Source organism: Paenibacillus sp. A3M_27_13 (assembly GCF_024213315.1).
Lineage (GTDB): Bacteria > Bacillota > Bacilli > Paenibacillales > Paenibacillaceae > Paenibacillus > Paenibacillus polymyxa_B.
On the sequence record NZ_JANAVE010000002.1, the window covers coordinates 1285090 to 1304190 of the forward strand.

A 19101-nucleotide genomic window follows, 5' to 3' on the forward strand; every position below is an offset into this window, starting at 1 on the left:
ATCATTCCAATGATAGTATAAAATTGTAATTTTATTCAAAAACGAGAGTGGGTGTAATAAGAGAGTAGGCGTTGTCCTTTTAGATGTCTCGTAAAAATAAAAGGTATGGAGGTTAAATAAATGCCGAAGAAAAATGGAATGATCATGGCTTCTTTTTCATTGGTAGTGGCTGCTTCTTTACTGGTTGGCGGGGCTAACGTTGGTTCAGCAGCCTCAGATTTGGAAAGCACTTCTGATATAGCGTCGACAAATATTAATTTGGCTGCTGCTGATATACCTGCTAAATTTAAGCCATCGGTAGAATGGGTTTGGAAGAATAGAATGGTCAAAGAAGGCTCCACCAACCGTAAAAATTTGATTTTTGATCAAATCTATGCGGGAAAAGGAACGCTAAATTATGTAGTGCGTTGGCAATCCTCTAAAAATATCACTCTTCAGCAGCGTAAAGATATGGCTTCCATGCTGAGTCGCCAAATCAATAATTGGAATAAGCAGTTGAAAGGGTATGATGGCTGGCCTTATAACAATATTACAGTAAAAATAGTAGGCTGGGCCGTTGCGAATCCATCACAGATTCTTAACAAACAATCTAATGAAATCGTTTACACGGATACCATTACGGATGACTTAAGTAAAACAGACCCGAATATTCCAGCTAAACTTCCAGTTGCTCCTAACGCACTATCGAGATTTGAACATTTTATGGACCCTAACTATTCTTACCCAGGTGGCCTGGACAAGCGGTTTGATATGTACTTATGGGGAACGTCCAATTTTCAAGGCGGAGCCGGCGGGGATTGGGGGCAACGTATGCCTGATGATTATATCCTGAACACCTTGAATTCGGATGAAATCCAGATTACAGAGCACGAGATGGGGCATGGATTCGGCTTGCCTGACTTCTATGAAGAACATGAGCGTCCACCCGGTGGGTTTCCTGTGCCAACTATTATGTGGGCCGGAAATTCCCCCAAAATAACAGAGTGGGATACCTGGATGTTGCGTTATACCTGGAGCCAGGTTAAGAAGGATACCTCTCGTTTTCCTAACCGCTAAAAAATGCTAGAGTAGTGTGAAAAAAGCTTATAAATAGAGCCGTTTGTTCCAAAATCAAATTCTATGGTGGAATTGATTTAGTGAATAAACGGTTTTTTCATTTTATAAAATACCAGTTTTGTGCATGCAAAGATCAAGTATATGTTCCAAGATACGATTAAAATGACTAATTTAAATCATTAAGGAAAATATTGACGATGCAATAATCCAGTGATAATATGATTTGTGATTATTTACAAAAAACGACAAGGAGATTTGATAGTGTACTCTTAATCTCCTAGATTAGTTCGCAAACACGAAAAGAGAGGTGATAGAGATAGTTATTTCAAGAAAACTATTGCAATAATACAAATGGATATGGAGGTACATACATGTTGAACAGAAAAGGAATGATGATGGCTTCTTTTTCAGTAGTCATTGCTAGTTCATTACTGATGGGAAACGCTAGTTTTGTATCAGCGGATTCTCATCTAAACGGGGATTCTGTGGTTGCGGCAACGGGTGATTCGACGTTAGCTGATATGCCAGCTTATCTCAAATCCTCGGTGGAATGGGTTTGGAAGAATAGAATGTTGACCGAAGGCTCGACGGCTCGTAAAAATACGATTTTTGATCAAATTTTTGCGGGAAAAGGGACTCTTAATTATGTTATACGCTGGCAATCCTCTAAGCCCGTCACACTGAAGCAACGCCAGGATATTGCTAAAATGATAGATCGGCAGATGAACCATTGGACAGATCATCTTCAAGGATATGACGGTTGGCCCTATAAGAATATTAAAGTAAAAGTGGTAGGCTGGGCTGTTGCCGATCCTTCACTGCTCCTGAACAAGCAGCCTGACGAGGTCATTTATACGGATACCATTACAGATACACTAGCTTCTGAAAAACCGGAAATTCCTGCTGCGCTTCCAGTTGCGCCTAATGAAATATCCCGGTTTGAGCATTTTTCGGACCCGAACTATTCGTATCCAGGTGGATTGGATAAACGCTTTGATATGTATCTCTGGGCCACAGAAAATTTTGGCGGGGGAGCCGGCGGCGACTGGGGACAGCGTATGAATGATGAATACGTTCTGAGTACGGTAAACTCGGATGAGATTGAGATTACTGAACATGAAATTGGTCACGGATTTGAGTTAAACGATTTTTATGAAGAACATGAGCGTCCACCAGGTGGATTCCCAACGAACACCATTATGTGGGCCGGCAATTCCGATCATATCACCGACTGGGATGTTTGGATGCTGCGTTATACCTGGAGTCAAATCAAGAAGGATACGGCTCGTTTCCCAATCACGACTAAAGACGACGAGGGCCCAATTGAAACAGATCCTGATGAAATCGTGAACATAGCACCTGCGGCAACGGCTAGCAGCTCTTATACTTCATCTTGGGAAAATGTAAGCGCGCTAAACGATGGATTTGAACCTGCCAATTCCAACGATAGAAGTCATGCTGTGTATGGTAACTGGCCTGAGACGGGTACACAATGGGTCCAATATGATTTTGATCAAGAATATACGATATCCCAAACGGATGTCTATTGGTTCAAAGATGGCGCTGGCGTTGATGTTCCTAAATCTTACAAGATTAAGTATTGGAATGGTCGTAGCTGGTCCAATGTCAAGCAGGCTAATGGATTGGGTACTTCGGCAGACCAGTATAATACGACCACTTTTACGCCTGTAAAAACAACGAAATTAAGAATTGAAATGGTATCCAAAGGTTCAGCATCCACAGGAATATTAGAGTGGAAAGTAGCAGCTAACAAACTTTAAGCATCATATTATTTGTCCAAAGGTTGTCTCCTGCGATATTTGTGGGAGACAACCTTTTTTAATTCATAGCTGAACAGTTAGAGTCTGATGAGATCAGGCTTTTTTTTCGTCTTGATTATGATGCTTGTTTCCTTCATATTTGTATCTGTGTTTTGCTAAATTCTCGTATGAATGGATCACTAAGAATGAACGGGTGTACGATAGTATGTATAATGGACATCAGACATGAAAGAAAAGAGGACAGAAAGCGATGAGTCACGACGTGAATGCTCCTTACGATGTACATGTAGCATATGGACCGGTGTTTGAGCTGCTCAGCAGCTTACACACCTTTATTTGCCGCAAGGCTTACAAGAAGACCGATTTATCAGCCGGGTGGGCGGAGCAAGTGCGTAGAACGCTGTCTCCAGGTTTGTCCAAATTGCTGGAGTCCATGGAAATCAATGCAGATTGGAAGGTTATTTATGGACTCGTCTGTATGCTTTCTGATCAGGGGAACGTTAAAGAGGTCGTAGATCGTCTGGAGAACCGGACTGTACAGGAATTAAATGAACAGGCATCAGCCTATGGGGTCTCGCTGCCTGACGACATGGAGAAGCTTCGCAAACTTGCTTTGCAACTGCTATCTGGCTGGGACGAGGAGTATTTCCGCCATGTGGATACAAGTATTCTAAGCGGTCTGGAACAGGAAGCTGAACGGAGAAATAAGGAGAGGGGCGTATATAGCTCTATGGAGTGGGTGGATCGTACCACTAATGGCTTCCGGTTCGAGCCTTCCGAAGGGCTGACACGGGTGTTGCTGGTGCCTCAATACCATTTTCAGCCGATTAATATCATTTATCGATTTGGGTCGCTCCTGTTGTGCCATTATTCGGCAGGGATTTATGTTCAGGAGGACGATTTTTTATCCCCACAGGAATATCGAATGATCCGAAGTTTGGGGGAGAAGAGCAGGCTTAAGATTTTAAAATATTTGTATCAAAGCCAGTCTCCACGAACCTTTATTGAGATTGTCCGTCATCTCAAGCTGTCCAAGGGAATCACCCACGACCATATTTTTAAGCTCCGGGCCTCTGGCTTCATCCATGCACATTTTGATGGCGAAACATTACTCGGATATAGCGCACGGCTTTCGGCTGTGGATGAAATGCATCGGAGCATTCTTGGCTATATGGAGCGAAATTAGGCTACACGCACCAGTTAGACTTTAACACTTTAAACAAATAGACGTCGATCATTTGGAATCCAGATGAGCTGACGTCTTTTTTTTACATAAAAAATGGAGTTCTCTCTTTACAGAACCGGAATAGATTCCTATAATGAGATTTATCTTATTAATTACAACTTGTTCGATCGGAATTTACTAAATTAACTCGGGGGGATTATTTTGAAAAAGGGAATTATTCTACTCAGCAGTCTACTTCTGGCAAGTTCTACCTTATTAGCAGCTTGCTCTAGTGGTGGATCAGATAGCGCTAATGATGCTACTTCGCAAAATAGTGATGTCGCACAGACAGCCGCTACAGCGCAGCCATTAACAAGTCTGGTACAAGCTTCAGATTTATCCAAATTGCCGGAAGTGTCCAAAAAGAGAAGCGACACGATTATTGTTGGTCTGACTGACCCAGCCGGGGTGTTTACTCCGTATTTTAACCAAAGCGGCTATGATGGCAACGTGATTTCGCAGTTGTGGACTCCGCTGGTCACGGTAGACGAGAAGGGGCTTCCGCTGCCAAATCTGGCTAAGAGCTGGGATATTTCTAAGGATAATCTAACGTACACGTTTCATCTGGTTCCCGGTACAAAATTCAGTGATGGCTCTCCTTTGACAGCAGAGGATGTCGCTTTTACCTGGACGTTGATCTATGACAAAGCCTATCCTGGTGACAGCCAAATCCGAAAGCTGAACATTAAAGGCGGCAAAGACTATACGGAAGGCAAGGCAAAACAAATTGAAGGAATCAAGGTGATTGATGCGCAGACCATTTCTGCGACGTTGGAAAAACCAAACGCGCTGGCTCTGCCGATTCTGGGTGACTATGTACTGTCCAAAGCCTACTACGGCAAGGATTACAAGTTCGGACAGCTGGATTATTTTAAAAATTTACATAGTAGCCCTCTGGGAAATGGGGCTTATAAGTTGGAAAAGTTCATTCCAGGGCAAGAAGTTCGTCTGGAGGCGAATGATCACTTTTTCAAAGGCAAACCGAAAACACAGCATTTCATTTACAAAACAGCAGAAGGCGACGCTTGGCAATTCATAGAAACAGGCGATACCGATTTTGCTCAATTCACCGCAACTCAGGAAAATATCGACAAACTAAAAGGGCTTGGCTTCTTAAACATTTTGCCGTATACCCCTAGCACTTACGGATATTTGCAAGTAAATCTTGAAAATGAAAAGCTTAAGGATAAAAAGGTTCGTCAAGCATTGACCTATGGACTGGATCGGAAAAGCATTTATGTCGACGCAGCACAGGGAGCAGGGGCGGTCGCAAATATTCCAGCTTCCCCAATATTCTGGTCTTACACGACCGATGGAATCAATCCATATAACTACGACCCAGAGCAAGCGAAAAAGCTGCTGGATGAAGCGGGCTGGGCAGAAGGTAGTGACGGCATCCGGGAGAAAAACGGTCAGAAGCTGACCATTCACCTGCTGACCTCTAAACGTCCAGAAACAGATACCTTTATTGCGCTTGCGGCTGAAAATTACAAAGCGATTGGCGTTGACCTACAGCCGGAAATCTTTGCAGACTTTAATGCAATGGTCGCCAAAGTAGAAGGTAAGGATTATGATCTTGCCGCCTTTTCGACAGGCATGCTGACAGATCCATCAGATGGAATCGAGCAATTCGTCAATGGAGAAGTCAAGGGATATAACAATCCAAAGGTAAAAGAGCTATATGAAAAAGGCTTGTCTACGACGAATATGGAAGAACGCAAGAAAATATATCAAGAATTATATGTGCTGCTAAACGATGAACTGCCCGTAATTTTTACCAACTATAAGAAGACGGTGTATGCCTACAATGGTCGGATGGAACATGTAAAGGTCAGTCCGTTCATTGGCTTGTCTGGTAATCTGTTCGAATGGTCCCTTAAATAAGCCACATTTGCGGGCCCCTTGTGAAGAACATCAGGTTCGGATCAAGGGGCCTCCCAAATAGGGGAAACGTAATGAGTAGCCTGACCTTGAATTGAAAGGAGTCTGTCATGAGCTCGTTTTTAACGAAAAGACTGACGTATATGGTTATTATTTTGTTGGCCGCTTCGATGATGATTTTTTTCCTGTATGCCATGACACCGGGAGATTTCATTAGCGGCAATCTGAAGCTGTCGCCAGAGAGAAAGGCGGAGCTGAGGGGAATTTACGGCCTGAATAAGCCTATTCTTGAACGCTATGGAAATTGGCTGGGCAATGCGCTGCATGGAAATTTTGGTTATTCGCTTGCCCAGCAGAAGCCGGTGCTGACCTTATTTAATGAGTATATCTGGAACTCGTTTTTGCTGGCCGTTGTATCGACCTTCCTGACCTGGTTTATCGCGGTCATTATCGGTGTGGTTGCTGCTTATAAGCAGTATTCATGGTTTGATACTCTGGTAATGGTGGTGATTTTCGCTGCCATGTCTGTGCCCTCATTTTTTATAGGGTTGTATCTGATTAAAATCGCAGCGGTTGACCTGAAGTGGTTGCCACCCGGTGGCATGCTTAATACGGGGAGTAACGCTACAGGTATGGAGTATGTGAAGGAGGTTCTCCAGCATATGACCTTGCCAGTGATCGTTATGACGCTGCTGGGACTGGGGTCGTTGACCCGCTACTTCCGTAGCAATATGATCGACGTGATCCAGCAGGATTATATACGCACAGCCCGTGCAAAGGGCTTAAAGGAAAGAAAGGTACTTTTTACGCACGCATTGAGAAATGCATTGCTGCCTGCCATTACGCTCGTTGGCTTCGAATTACCTGCGCTGTTTGGCGGGTCCCTGATTATTGAAAAGATTTTTAATTGGCCAGGAATCGGTCAGTTGTACATGCAATCCTTTTCGCTCCGGGATTATCCACTACTTATGGGCTTTACGATGCTAATTGCCATATTGAGCGTTATCGGAACACTGTTGTCCGATATTTTGTATCGCATCGCGGACCCGCGTGTGAAAGTGTAAGAAGGGGGCTAAGGAATGTCATCCGTGAGCAGTAATTTGAGCAAGAGCAGCGGCAGACTGCGAACAACTGTTAAATCTTCAATGTGGCAGCAAGCGCTCCGGCAGCTGTTCAGAAACAAGCTTGCTATGGCTGGTCTGCTTGTCGTGGTATTTATGTTTTTGCTCTGTTTTATCGGTCCGCTATTTTCTCCTTATTCCGATAATAAAACAAATATATTAATGATGAACAAGGCGCCAAATATCCATCACTGGTTAGGAACAGACAAGCTGGGGCGGGATGTGTTGACACGTGTGATGCAAGCAGGTCAAATTTCTCTTACCGTGGGTTTGGCTTCAATGGTATTGTCTGTCTTTTTGGGGGCTACGCTGGGGGTCATATCCGCATATTTTCGCGGGATTGCGGATCAGATTATTATGCGCGTTGCTGATTTGCTGCTGACGATTCCCAGTTTGCCCCTGCTATTTATTATGGGCGCGCTGCTATCTGACTGGAAGGTTCCACCCGATCAACGAATGTATATTGTCATGCTGATGCTTAGTCTGGTCAACTGGCCGGGGATTGCACGGATGGTGAGGGGCCAGATGCTTAGTTTGCGGGAACGTGAATTTATGCAAGCCGCGACGGTACTGGGACTCTCGAATCGTCGAAAGCTGTTCAAGCATCTGCTGCCGAATATTTTACCGTTGTTGATCGTTATCGCTACATTGAATATTGGCGGAGCCATCCTGAGTGAATCTGTGCTCAGCTTCTTTGGCCTTGGCGTGCTGCCCACAACACCGACTTGGGGCAACATGATTGATGCCGCTAACAATGTGCTGGATTTTCAGCAACGTCCGTGGTTGTGGATACCGCCAGGACTGTCTATTTTTGCTACAGTCATCGCTATTAATATTTTTGGTGACGGGCTGAGGGATGTACTTGACCCGAAACATAAGAGGTAGGTGATCATACACCATGGACAATTTCTTTCTATTGAACATTTAAGCACTCATTTTTATACAGAAGAAGGAACGGTTAAAGCGGTGGATGATATCAGCTTCCGTGTGAAGCCAGGGGAAACGGTATGCATTGTCGGTGAATCGGGATGCGGCAAAAGTATTACCGCGATGTCCATCATGGGTCTGATCCAGAGTCCCGGTGGTAAAGTGGCAGGCGGAAGCATCCGCTTTGAGGAAACCGATCTGCTAGAGCTTAGCAGAAATGAGATGCGCACGATTCGCGGACATGAAATATCCATGATCTTTCAGGAGCCGATGTCTTCATTGAATCCGGTCATGACCATTGGTGAACAGCTATCCGAACCACTGATTGAGCATTTGAAAATGGGCCGTAAGGAAGCTCGTAAGCGAGCACTGGAGCTGATCGAACAGGTCGGTATATCCCGGCCGGAGCAGATTTTAAAAAGTTATCCGCATGAGCTGAGCGGGGGGATGCTGCAGCGAATTATGATTGCAATTGCTGTTTCTTGTGGTCCCAAGCTGCTTATCGCGGATGAGCCAACCACCGCTCTGGATGTAACGATTCAGGCGCAAATCCTCGATATGCTGCGTGAATTTAAAGCCCAATCCAATATGTCGCTCATGCTAATCACCCATGATCTGGGTGTTGTCGCCGAAATGGCCGATTACGTCATTGTGATGTATGCAGGCAAGATCGTCGAGGAAGGCGAAGTGGTACAGCTGTTTAATCATCCCAAGCATCCTTATACACAAGGGTTACTAAAATCCAAACCGGTGCTTAATCAGCGCCAAGAGGAACTGTATTCCATTCCCGGGCAGGTACCTAATCCACTGGAGCTGACGACTTCCTGTTATTTTCATGACCGCTGTGGGCATTGCATGGACATTTGTCGTGTAAAGGAGCCTACATTAAAAGAAGTTTCAGCTCAGCAGAAAGCATCCTGCTGGTTATATGAGGAGGCGGTTGTTCATGGCTGAGCCATTGTTGGAAATAGACCGCTTAAAAACGTACTTTCCGGTGAAGTCCGGGTTTATGAACCGTACTTCAGGACATGTGCGGGCGGTAGACGATATCAGCTTTACGATCCGTCAGGGTGAAACCTTCGGATTGGTAGGGGAATCGGGGAGCGGTAAAAGCACGGTGGGCCGCACGATTGTTAGATTGACGGATAAAACGGACGGTACCGTAAAATACAAAGGGGTGGATTTGCACAGCTTGTCTGCCAAAGGGATGCAGGAACTTCGTCCCAAAATTCAGCTGATCTTTCAAGACCCATATAGCTCGCTGAATCCGCGTGTACGGATTGGTGATGCCATTGGTGAGGCGCTACTGGATCACGGTATAGCAACGAAGGAGGAGGTCCGGCAGATTGTGCTGGACGTGCTCAAGCTATGTGGATTGTCAGAGTATCATATCGACCGTTTTCCCCATGAATTTTCGGGAGGTCAACGCCAACGGATCGGCATTGCCCGAGCGCTGGCGCTTCAGCCGGATCTAATTATCGCTGATGAGCCGGTATCAGCGCTGGATGTGTCCATACAGGCGCAGATTATTAACCTATTCGCCAAATTGCAGGCCGAACGGGGTCTGACATATTTGTTCATCTCGCATGATTTGAGCGTGGTGGAACATTTGTGTTCCCGTATTGGCGTGATGTATTTAGGCTCCATGGTCGAAACGGCATCGCGTGACGAGCTATTCGGGAATCCGTTGCATCCGTATACGAAGGCGTTGCTGTCGGCTGTACCTATTCCGGTGCCGAAGCTGAAGAGAGAACGTATTTTGCTCAAGGGGGATATTCCAAGTCCGGTTAATCCGCCTTCGGGCTGCAAGTTCCATACTCGCTGCCCCTTTGCAATCGACCGTTGCTCCAAAGAGATTCCACTCTATCGTGAGGCTCGTCCAGATCACTGGGTAGCTTGCCATTTGGCTGAATGAACAAAGTCAGTCAGCAAATTTTAAAGCCGTTGAAACGGCAGACCGTTCACAAGAGTGAAGGGGGCTGCTGTTTCAACGGCTTTTTAATGTCGTGATTCAAACCGCTTGGGTTGACAACACACCTGGAGCAGCGTTATATTAAATAGTAATCGTAATGATTACTATTTAAGGTATAAAATCATGTCCATATCCGTGTTCATCAATCTCGCGGTAGTGATGGTGAACCTTCATGATTGGCATATATCACAAGGAGGAGCTTTACATGGCCAAGAAGTCAAAAGTCGTAAAAGAGAAGAAATGCCAGGATATTGTAGCTAAATATGCGGACCTGAGACGTGAATTGAAAGCAAAAGGGGACTACGAAGCTTTGCAAAAGCTTCCGCGTGACTCATCTCCAACCCGCCTGAAAAGCCGTTGCGAGCTGACGGGCAGACCTAGAGGATACTTGCGCAAATTCAAGCTGTCTCGTATCGCGTTCCGCGAGTTGGCACATAAAGGCCAAATTCCAGGAATTACGAAATCAAGCTGGTAAACAGGTACTTATGTCGATCGTCAGCGCATGGAGATTATCTGTGTTGTTAACCTGAGGATATGTCTGATAGAAGGTTGTAACGGGAATGCTTCATGTCGTAGGGGGACATGGGGCATTCCTTTTCCATGGAAAATATTATCGTTTGTATTGATTCTCCTCAGATGGTTAGGTAGAATATGGACGGGTTAAAAATATACATAACAAACGATTACATAATGTGGATATATCAGATTATGTATACCTCAGGAGGAGCTACAAGATGGAAGTGAAACAGAGAGAGGACTCCTTTTGGAGTATGGTCAAAAAAGGAAACAAATCCTCGGGCTCGGCGGCGTTAGGTAATACCGGCATTGCTCTGATTAAGGGGATTGCTTTTGCCTTGACAGGCAGCGGCTCTATGTTTGCTACGATGATGCATTCCATTGCGGATGCAGTGAATCAAATGTTTGTATTCGCGGGCAGTGTACTGGCAGAGAAAAAACCGACAAAACGCTTTCCTACCGGCTTTGGACGAGTGATTAACCTGTTTTGTATGGTTGCCGTTATTGTTGTAACGATTATGGCCTATGAAACCGCATTGGAAGGCATTCATTTGCTGCAGCATCCAGCTGAATCTACACATGGATTTTGGATTAATGTAGTAGTGCTGATTTTGTCACTAGTGGTGGACGGATTTGTATGGAGCAAAGCGATGAAAGAAGTGCTGCATGAATCCAGAGTAGAAGCGAAGGGGCTAAGCATTTTCACCACTGCGTTCCGCCATGTGGGGCGTGCTGCACCGCCAACCCGGCTGGTGTTTTATGAAGATTTGGTAGCAACAACGGGTGGAGTACTTGCTCTGCTAGCAGTGGTGGTCACATCGCTGACAGATTTTAAACTGCTGGACGGAATTTCGAGTATACTCATCGGTTGTCTGATGGTCGGTGTTGCTTTCCGGGTCGGTTACGACAACATGGTAGGCTTGATTGGTGTATCTGCTCCTCCTGATATCGAAGAACGTGTGGCTTCCATTATTCTAGCAGATACACATGTAACGGATATTTATCAAATGCGTATTTTACAGGAGGGACGCTACTATCACGTGGAAGGGTTGATTGAGCTTACACCGGGCATGACGCTGGCAGATGCTGACGATATTAAATTTAGAGTCGAGGACGCTTTGCTACGTGATCCTAATATCTCAGATGCAGCATTGGGTATTCTGGAAGATGACGGGATTAGAAAGTGGAAACAAGAGAAACCCACAGTTTAGAAAAAATGATCAAAGCGAATCTGGACGGGGATTGGCAATAGTGTAAAATAAGAGCTTCCATGACCACAGCAACGGGGCATGGAGGTTCTTTTACTTTTTCTCAATTGTTTTACTACCCCTTTGAATTTAGGATGATTGTTAGATACAATGAAAGCGTTAACAAAAAAGAAGGTGAAACAAATGCTTCTCATGGGGAGGAAATGCAAATGAGTCTTCTGAGGGAGGCTTGGCCTGCTTCGCGGCTCGTTAAGGCGCTGGCTGGCGGCATGCAGGATTCAGCAAGGCAACGGTTAAGGAGTAATTGGACAAAAAGGCTGCGGACGACTGTCTCTGAGCCGATATACGCCGAACTTTGGATGGATATTGTGCGTGTCTGTAAAGATAATCGGGAAACATCATGGCCTGAACTGCCGTTGTCTCTGTTTCGGGAATTTACTAATACAGGAGAGCGCAAGCCGTATGAGGATGTGTACTTTGAACGGCGTGGACGACTGGTTGCTATAGTGCTTGAAGCTGTTGTCAAGCCGGAGCCTCGAAAGATGAAAGAGGTGGAAAGCGGTCTGCTGGACATATGTAGCGAGTACACATGGGCGCTTCCTGCACATGTCAATGAAGAGGACACAGTAACACCGCCTTGGCAGCAGGTGGATTTATTCGCGTCCGAAACAGCACAAACGCTGGTTGAAATTTTATTGCTGCTAGGAGAACAACTGGCTAGCCATGTGGTCGCTCAGGTGCACGAAGAGATTGAACGTCGTGTGCTGGAACCCGTTTTTTGGAAGCCTCGTCATTTTGGATGGGAAACCGCAGATCATAATTGGTCGGCAGTATGTGCTTCCGGTTGCGGAATTGCAGCATTGCTGCTGGTAGAAGACGACTTTTCCAGAGCGGTAGCCATCGAGAGTATGCTGGGCGCGCTGGATTGTTTTTTGGCAGGCTACAGAGAGGATGGGGGATGTCCCGAAGGCGTAGGTTACTGGGTATACGGCTTTGGTTATTTCACTTATTTTGCCGATATGCTGCGTGAGTTTACCGAGGGAGCTGTGGATATTCTGAACTCGGAAAAGGTTAGGAAAATCGCAGCCTTTGCAGAGCGGGTTCATCTGTCGGATGGCATTTTCGCTAATTATTCGGACAGTAGTGAAACGGAACGATTGCCTTCCGGACTCATTTCTCATTTGAATTCTTTGCAAGGACGACCATCTACACTCCCTTTCCGCGTACCTGGTCTGTTGGAAGACCCCTGTCGCCGCTGGGCTCATGTATTGCGCAACTTGGTCTGGACGAATCCTCTGGCATTCGGGAGCGGTGAGACCGTTACCAATTATTTGCCGCAACTCGGTTGGCTGATGTGCCGCAGCTGCAGTTCCAGCCATAGTGGACCCGAAAGCCAAAAGGGTGAACCAGATGTCATGCTTGCATTTTCAGCGAAGGCTGGGCATAACAATGAACCGCACAATCATAACGATCTTGGACATTTCATCCTTCATGGCGGTGGCGAAAATATATTGTGCGATCTGGGAGCTGGCTTGTACACGAAAGCCTATTTTTCATCGGGACGAGAGTCGATTATTAATATCTCCTCCGGCGGTCATTCCGTGCCTGTCATCAATGGGACTATGCAGCAATCGGGCGCACAGGCAAAGGCGGCTGTGCTGGATATTGCTTTGGATGAGCAGGAGGAGGTACAGACGGGCACAAGGCTTAAGCTTGATTTGACATCTGCTTATCCTGTAGAAGAATTGGCGGTCTTCACCCGCTCCTTTACATGGAATGTGCTGGAGGGAAACGAGGGGGCAAGGCTTACCGTCACAGATCATTTTGAGTTTGAAACGTCTGGCGTGAGCATGAAGTCACGGGATGTGGAGGAGCTTTTCATCAGTCGTATTCAGCCTAATCTGGGAGCAGGCTTCGTGGAATGGAAGGGAGCGAACGCAGGGGTCAGGTTAGATTATGATGCCAGCGTGCTGCGGGCGGGGTTGGAGGCTGTGAAGCACATAGATCATGACGGAGTTCCTTTTGTGTTTTATAAAACATCGCTGCAACTGGACTCCAATCAATGGAACGGTTCTGCAAGCGTAGATTGTAATCTGTTTTTTACCATACATTAATTTTCATTTTGAATGGGAGGCAGACAGGATGAATAAGCTGCAGACAGGCAGCGTGTACCCTTGGCAGACGGAGCTGGAGAGATTTATAGAACAGGTGGAAAGCGCGCCAAATCGAGTGAATGACGGATGGACTCACCAACATAAGCTGGCTGTGCTGGAAAAGCTGGTTCGCGCATATGCCCTGCATCAGGACGAAACCGGAGCTATCATTGACCCCCATTCTGAAAGTGAACGGTACTACTCCACCCCCTCCTATGCGTTGGCTGCGGCGGTGTTGGTCAAAGAAGGTCGGCATGATTTACTGGAATCTGCTGCTGCGGCCTTGACGCATAGCATAGCTTGTGTAGTGGAGGAAAAAGCGCCAGATCACCACCCAGACTTTTTTCCAATTATGATGATGGGAGCGTATCGGCTCCTTAAAAATCTGCTGCCAGAACAAGCCATGGCATGGAAGCAGCAACTGAGCAGAATTCAGCCGGAGCAGACCTACATTTTTACGATGAGCAAAATGAAAAATCCGAACCGGATGATCAACTGGAATGCGATTATGATTTCCGGCGAGTTTTTGCGTGCAACGGAAGGAATTGCAGCCGATTCGGAATGGATGGAGACGTATATCCGCAGCTACCATTTGCCTCGTTTTACCGGGTTGGGCCTGTATCAGGATGGTCCGTTGGATCGGCCCAATAGCCCATTTGCCTACGATATCGTTACACGTTTTCATCTGGGCGTGATGCTGGAGAACGGATATGATGGCAGCTGCGCACTCGAACTGCGTGACCACCTTCGCAGGGGGGCGCTCAGCACATTACTGGCGCTATCCCCGCACGGGGAAATTCCGCCGCGTGGAAGAAGCGCCCAGCATCAGTGGAACGAAGCGGCGGCGGCCTTTGTCTTTACAACACATGCACAGCAGGCTTTTACAGCAGGAGAGCATGGGCTCGCAGGTGCGTTCCGACGGGCAGCAGATCTATGCTGGAAAGCGATTAGTCGCTGGCAGACGGATGACGGCAAGCTGCATATCGTCCGCAACCATTATCCGTCTGAGGCACGGCATGGCTTTGAGGTGTACTCGAATCATACCTGCTACAGTCTGTGGACGGCGGCTGTGCTGGCCCACACCCTTCTACATGGTGAGGAGATGGATCGCATTTCCCCAACCTTCATCCCGGCGGAGATCGGCAGCCGGGTGATGGCAACGGATGGCTGGTTCCAGACTGTCATTGCAGCCGTAGACGGGCAGCAAATGCTTGTGCAAACATCGGTCAACGACCCGTACAATATTCCGGGCATCGTGCGTATTCAGCAGTCTGCGCTGCCGTCGCTGATCGGTCCGTCCTCAGCAGGTCATGCAGACCGCGGCTTTACAGGCTTCGCGGAGGGAGATATTTTCCCGTTGAGCTATACCCCGGCCTGGCAAACGGAGGACGGAAAGTGGCACAGCTTGTCGGAGGGCATTCCCGGTACACTGGAGTTCGACCGGGATGGAGGGATTGACCCGCAGGATGGTGGAGGAACCGTACAGATGGAACAAAGCTCAGCGTCTGACGGAGCAACGGATTTTACACTCCTGTGGGAAGGCCCATTCCCGGGAGTGAGGGAAATCCGAACGCATTATCGTCAGGTACCCGGCAAAATTGAAGTGGCGTATGAGCTTCAAGGCAATATTCAGAATGTAGGGGCACTTATTCCCCTAATGGCGTACGACGGTCGGGAGCGCAGTGTTATTCATCATGTCATGTCAGCTGGGAAAGAAACGGAAAGCATTCGAGTAGAATACGCAGGTGCAAGCCTTGAAGTCATCCCGACGACGGAAGGAACGAACGTGGTTTGGCCGGAAGAATTAGCTTCTGTGGCCTGTCGGAATGGTTTACTTAAGGGAGCGCGTCTGGAATGTGAAGGCAACCGCATTTCCTTTATCATTCGGTTACCTGAATAAATGGAACTGGTGTAGCCATATATATTTTTAAACATGTGGAAAAAGGAGAGGAAAAAGAAATGACGAAAGCAGAAGCGTGGCTGGAGCAATCGTGGGAGCTGGCTTTGGATAAAACGCTTGCCTTGGCGGCAAGACTGGGGGACGCTTTTCCACATGTTGCAGAGGGTGGACGTTATGATAATCGTGAAGAAGCGTGGTGGACAGCAGGCTTTTATCCGGGACTGCTATGGCTAGCCAATCGGGCGCGTCCTGACAGTGTGGCTGCCGGGATTGCACAGCGGTGCGAGGGTCGTTTGGAAAAAATACTCTATAATAGCGAAGCTGTAGACCATGATCTTGGCTTTATTTGGCTGCTCAGCGGCGTGGCCGCCCACCGATTGAACGGAGATTCTGAGTCCAGAAGACGTGGGTTATTGGCTGCCAATCTGCTGGCTGCCCGTTTTAACGTGAATGGCCGTTTTATTCGTGCGTGGAACTTCCCCTCGAAGGACATGGATACACGGGGCGTTGCGATTATAGACAGTATGATGAATCTACCCCTGCTTTATTGGGCTTCGGAGGAAAGCGGAGATCCGCGTTTTGCCGCTCTCGCTGTGCAGCATGCAGATACCGTAGCACGTGAATTTGTCCGTTCGGATGGCTCTATCGCACATGTGATCGAATTCGATCCGGAGATTGGAAAAAAGGTCGCCGAGCATGGTGGACAGGGATTTGCTCCCGGTTCTGCCTGGGCACGTGGCACGGCTTGGGCTTTGTATGGTTTTACGCTTTCGTATGGGTACACGCGCGATTCGCGTTATTTGAAGGTGGCCGAGAACACGGCTGACTTTTTCCTGTCCCAGCTGGGCGATGCTTGCCTGCCTGTGTGGGATTTTAGAGCAGAAGAAGAGCACCGCGGGGCATGGGATTCATCGGCGGCGGCAATTGCGGCCAGTGGTTTGCTGGAGCTGGCAAAATATTCGACGCGTGCAGAGCATTTTACAGAAGCTGCAGCATCTATCCTCGAGGGCTTGCATCATACATGTACAGCGTGGGGCGAGGAGCATGAGGGATTGCTGATGAACGGGACTGTACATTATCCTGAGCAAAAATACATCAACGTTCCCATTATCTATGGCGATTATTTCTTTGTCGAGGCATTGGCAAAGCTGCGCGGAGAAGAAGGTTTGTTTAGTATTGAATGCAAAAAAATATAGTGTATAAGCGTGCAAGAACGAACTCATTTTAATCATACGGTCGTTTGTCAGATTTACGGAATGAATTGTGAAGCAGCGTGTGTGTAATTTCATTTACATATACGCTGTTTTTTTATGCATGAAAAGGCTGGATTTATTTCGATGCCAAAGTACTACTTATAGGGGGTTAAGAGATTGTGGCTGAGCTTATTTTGTACCCAATCAGAGAAAAATCATTGATATAAGCTCTTAACTCCTATGAAAAATTTCATTTTGATGCATGGAAATAGTTCCTTTTACTTGTTTAAGAGCATTTACTCGTAAATTGACAATATAGGTGGGGAACCGTATGATATCTTCTTGGGTAAAGGAATAAACTGGATTTTAAATCTCATTTGCAAAAGGAGTTATACATATCATGACAGCAACAAGTGATTGTACAAAAAGAATATACGGAGGATTTTGGATAAGAACGGCAGCGTTTGTGATTGATCTGATCATCCTTACTGCCATAGTCCTTTTAGTAGGGGGCGCAATTTACATTATCCCAGATCTTCTGGGCATAAAGGAGACGGGTTTCATACAAGTACTGCTTATGTTGTGGCCGCTGATCTTATGGCTCGTAGTGCCATGGTTGTACTGTGTGTTATGGGAATCATCGAAGGTAAGAGCAACACCGGGTAAGCTGGTGTTCTCTTTAATTGTTGTAGACAAGGAAGGAAAGCGTCTTGGATTCTTACATGCCTCAGGACGTTATTGGATTAAAGCCATTTCTTTTGTAATTGCTCATATTATTTATATTGTGGTTGCTTTTACTGCCAAAAAACAGGGACTCCACGATCTTTGTACCAACACCTTTGTTGTGAATAAAAAAGAATTGCAGCGATATGATCAACAATTGCCCTTCCCTCCAGTAGCTTCTAATATCATGAATTAAGGAAATTTCCGTTGCAGAAGATGGGTCTATTATGTAATATTAAGTGAATGATAATGATTATCATTTTCTATAGACTATATAACTTGGAGGATACATCCATATGCTACATGTAAAAAAATCGACCAAACTCCCTATACTGGCGGGAGTACTGCTCATTATAGCCGTTGTACTATCAGCTTGTAGCTCTCAAGGAAATGTTGCCCAAACTTCCCCTACAGCAGGACAGGCTGCAAACAGCACGGTTCAAAAGGAAGAGGCATCAACAACGCCGACCACCCGAGAATATACAGACTCTCAAAAACGTAAAGTAACGATTCCGGTAAATCCACAGCGGATCGTTTATGTAGGCAGTGATCCGGGGGATTTGCTTGCCTTGGGTGTACGTCCAGCAGGTGCGAGTCTGAGTGTCATTCAGTCACAAATTGTGTATGCGGACCTTACCAAGGATATTACCGATGTAGGCTACCCAGTGAATCTGGAAAAAGTGACGATGCTGAAACCGGACCTTATTCTTCACGACAATTGGGATGAAAAGGCGATTGATACGTTAGCTAAAATTGCACCTACCGTGGCTCTTCATTCCGACCAGGCAACTTTTGAACGTATGCAGGAGCTAGGTAAACTTCTTGGAAAAACTAAAGAGGCAGACCAATTCAAAACCTTATATGACGAGAAGGCCAAACAAATGAAGGCCAAGCTGGATGTTGACATTAAGCCAGGAGAGACAGCGACGGTGTTGTTAGTTATGGGGAAGAACCTGTATGTTATGGGACATCAGGGTGCATCCGTGTCCTTGTATGATGTGCTTGGCTTTAAACCGGCTCCCAAGGTACAAACAGACCTGATTGATAAAAAAGAGCGCTTTGCTACCATTTCTAACGAGGTGCTTCCTGCATTTATCGGGGATGAACTATTTATTCTGTCGGATCAGAGTAAAGAAACAGTTGCAGTTACTAATAATCTGATGAACAGTGAAATATGGAAGACCATTCCCGCGGTTCAAAACAAACGGGTATATACACTCGACAGCTCATGGAATTTTGATGATGCCATCACGAGAGAACGGCTTCTTGAACAAATTCCAGATTTGATGAAGCAAAAGTAAACATGGAACCAGCCAGTGCCTGAAAGCATTAGCTGGTTTCTTTGTTTTCTCATTATGCTATGAATAATTCCCTTGCTTAACCTATCTCTTATCAAGCTTTCTCCACCAAATCCTTCGCCAAATCCTCCTCGTAGCGTACTCACA

Annotated in this window: 15 protein-coding genes; all 15 read left to right on the top strand. The window is 46.3% G+C overall.

Annotated elements, in window-relative coordinates:
- The first annotated feature begins 120 nt into the window (after positions 1-120).
- Positions 121-1056 carry a dockerin gene (locus NLX82_RS12475; RefSeq protein WP_023988360.1) on the top strand — a complete coding sequence of 312 codons (936 nt, stop codon included), beginning with the start codon at positions 121-123 and terminating at the stop codon, positions 1054-1056.
- A 371-nt stretch (positions 1057-1427) separates the two neighbouring features.
- Positions 1428-2837 (top strand): discoidin domain-containing protein, encoded by a 1410-nt coding sequence (locus NLX82_RS12480; RefSeq protein WP_254348158.1) that lies wholly within the window; start codon positions 1428-1430, stop codon positions 2835-2837.
- Between the two features lie 250 nt (positions 2838-3087).
- Positions 3088-4023 carry an ArsR family transcriptional regulator gene (locus NLX82_RS12485; protein ID WP_028542373.1) on the top strand — a complete coding sequence of 312 codons (936 nt, stop codon included), beginning with the start codon at positions 3088-3090 and terminating at the stop codon, positions 4021-4023.
- A 201-nt stretch (positions 4024-4224) separates the two neighbouring features.
- Positions 4225-5946 (top strand): ABC transporter substrate-binding protein, encoded by a 1722-nt coding sequence (locus NLX82_RS12490; protein ID WP_028542372.1) that lies wholly within the window; start codon positions 4225-4227, stop codon positions 5944-5946.
- 107 nt (positions 5947-6053) lie between these two features.
- Positions 6054-7007: an ABC transporter permease gene (locus NLX82_RS12495; RefSeq protein WP_061831922.1), complete on the top strand. Its 954-nt coding sequence runs from the start codon at positions 6054-6056 to the stop codon at positions 7005-7007.
- A gap of 15 nt (positions 7008-7022) precedes the next feature.
- Positions 7023-7949 (top strand): oligopeptide ABC transporter permease, encoded by a 927-nt coding sequence (gene opp4C, locus NLX82_RS12500; protein WP_023988365.1) that lies wholly within the window; start codon positions 7023-7025, stop codon positions 7947-7949.
- Between the two features lie 6 nt (positions 7950-7955).
- Complete coding sequence (locus tag NLX82_RS12505) at positions 7956-8945, top strand: ABC transporter ATP-binding protein (protein ID WP_254348222.1); 990 nt, start codon at positions 7956-7958, stop codon at positions 8943-8945.
- The gene (locus tag NLX82_RS12510; RefSeq protein WP_053325319.1) at positions 8938-9906 is read left to right on the top strand and encodes an ABC transporter ATP-binding protein; all 969 of its coding nucleotides are present in this window, start codon (positions 8938-8940) and stop codon (positions 9904-9906) included. Before NLX82_RS12505 ends, NLX82_RS12510 begins: the two co-directional genes overlap by 8 nt.
- Positions 9907-10168: 262 nt before the next feature.
- Positions 10169-10438: a 30S ribosomal protein S14 gene (gene rpsN, locus NLX82_RS12515; protein WP_254348160.1), complete on the top strand. Its 270-nt coding sequence runs from the start codon at positions 10169-10171 to the stop codon at positions 10436-10438.
- A gap of 259 nt (positions 10439-10697) precedes the next feature.
- Positions 10698-11690 (top strand): cation diffusion facilitator family transporter, encoded by a 993-nt coding sequence (locus tag NLX82_RS12520; protein ID WP_023988369.1) that lies wholly within the window; start codon positions 10698-10700, stop codon positions 11688-11690.
- Positions 11691-11896: 206 nt separating this feature from the next.
- On the top strand, positions 11897-13801 hold the full coding sequence (locus NLX82_RS12525; protein ID WP_254348167.1) for a heparinase II/III domain-containing protein: 1905 nt from the start codon (positions 11897-11899) through the stop codon (positions 13799-13801).
- Between the two features lie 28 nt (positions 13802-13829).
- Positions 13830-15740 carry a glycosyl hydrolase gene (locus NLX82_RS12530; RefSeq protein WP_254348168.1) on the top strand — a complete coding sequence of 637 codons (1911 nt, stop codon included), beginning with the start codon at positions 13830-13832 and terminating at the stop codon, positions 15738-15740.
- A 59-nt stretch (positions 15741-15799) separates the two neighbouring features.
- On the top strand, positions 15800-16936 hold the full coding sequence (locus NLX82_RS12535) for a glycoside hydrolase family 88 protein (RefSeq protein WP_028542366.1): 1137 nt from the start codon (positions 15800-15802) through the stop codon (positions 16934-16936).
- Positions 16937-17333: 397 nt separating this feature from the next.
- Entirely contained in the window at positions 17334-17852 is a 519-nt protein-coding gene (locus NLX82_RS12540) for an RDD family protein (protein ID WP_069079652.1), read from the top strand.
- 100 nt (positions 17853-17952) lie between these two features.
- Positions 17953-18957: an ABC transporter substrate-binding protein gene (locus NLX82_RS12545; RefSeq protein WP_023988374.1), complete on the top strand. Its 1005-nt coding sequence runs from the start codon at positions 17953-17955 to the stop codon at positions 18955-18957.
- Positions 18958-19101: the final 144 nt, after the last annotated feature.